The organism is Enterobacter cloacae complex sp. GF14B, assembly GCF_004136805.1.
Taxonomy (GTDB): Bacteria; Pseudomonadota; Gammaproteobacteria; order Enterobacterales; family Enterobacteriaceae; genus Enterobacter; species Enterobacter hormaechei_C.
On sequence record NZ_QFRV01000346.1, the window covers coordinates 1 to 988 of the forward strand.

General features: G+C 56.9%; 1 protein-coding gene and 1 pseudogene. Both read right to left on the minus strand.

The annotated features are described in order from the left end of the window. Positions 1-38: 38 nt before the first annotated feature. A complete protein-coding gene (locus DD606_RS25595) occupies positions 39-737 on the minus strand; it encodes a hypothetical protein (protein WP_129259539.1) in 699 nt (232 codons plus the stop codon). Continuing rightward, positions 734-988 (minus strand): annotated as a pseudogene (locus DD606_RS25600) (site-specific integrase); the annotation flags it as partial. The pseudogene DD606_RS25600 and the gene DD606_RS25595, both read right to left, overlap by 4 nt.

Below are 988 nucleotides of genomic sequence, written 5' to 3' on the forward strand. Positions count from 1 at the left end.
CCCGTGCCTGGTGGCGTTTCTGGCAGTCCTGAAATGCCTCAGTGTTTTTGCCCTGCTGTTCCGCCAGTGGCCTGGAGTTTTTCCAGTTTCCGTCTGCGCCGTTCCGCCGTCGCGCAGGCATTTCTCCGTCTTTCCTCTGCTTTCTCTGCTTCCAGACGGGCCAGCTCGGTGTTATGCCGCTCCCCGGCAACATACTTTCTGACTTCCTCCATTCTGGCTTTCAGTGTCTGCTCCTGTACCAGCAGGCCGGACGCGCGCTGATTCAGTGCCTCCGTCTGTTCCTCCAGCTCCTGCCTGGCTTCTTCCCGGGCATTCTGCAACGCCTGACGCCAGCGCTTTTCTCTTTTCGCATACTCTTCCCGCAGTACATTCGCCGCATCACAATAGTGACGTTGCAGGGGTTCTGTCTTCATGTTGTGATCCCTGATAAGGGCATTTTGTCTGGCGGTATGCGCCTCTTCTGCCTCCTTCAGTGCCTGCTGATATCCGCTTATCTCGCGCTGTATCCGTCGGGACTTTGAGCTTCTGATAAACAAAATGAACAGCCACAGCGAGAACGCTGTGGCTGCGATCACCGTAGCCAGGATTGCGGGACCGAGTTCGGTGACCGCCTTCCAGCCAGTGAACAGCTGCGGATTACTGGCATCCGGATAGTAAACGCCCATATGTTTCAGCTCATACAGGGCGTACGCGATGGCGAAAACACCGGTACACAATAAAATAAACGTTCTTGTCATCGCAGGTATGTCTCCGTGATTTCCGGACGAAAATGGCCCATTTCCTGGCTCACGGTACGCAGGGCCATATCACGAACCAGACCGAGTTTTTGCAGCTCCTGCATCCGTTGCTGGGCGTAGCTGTGACGCACGCCGTGTGCCCCCCGTGACCAGCCCAGGGTACGCATGGAGGCGGCACTGAAGGCGTTTGACCAGCGCTGGCCTCCGCCAATGGCGTACTGACTCTGGTAAAACACGCCGCGATCGGTCAC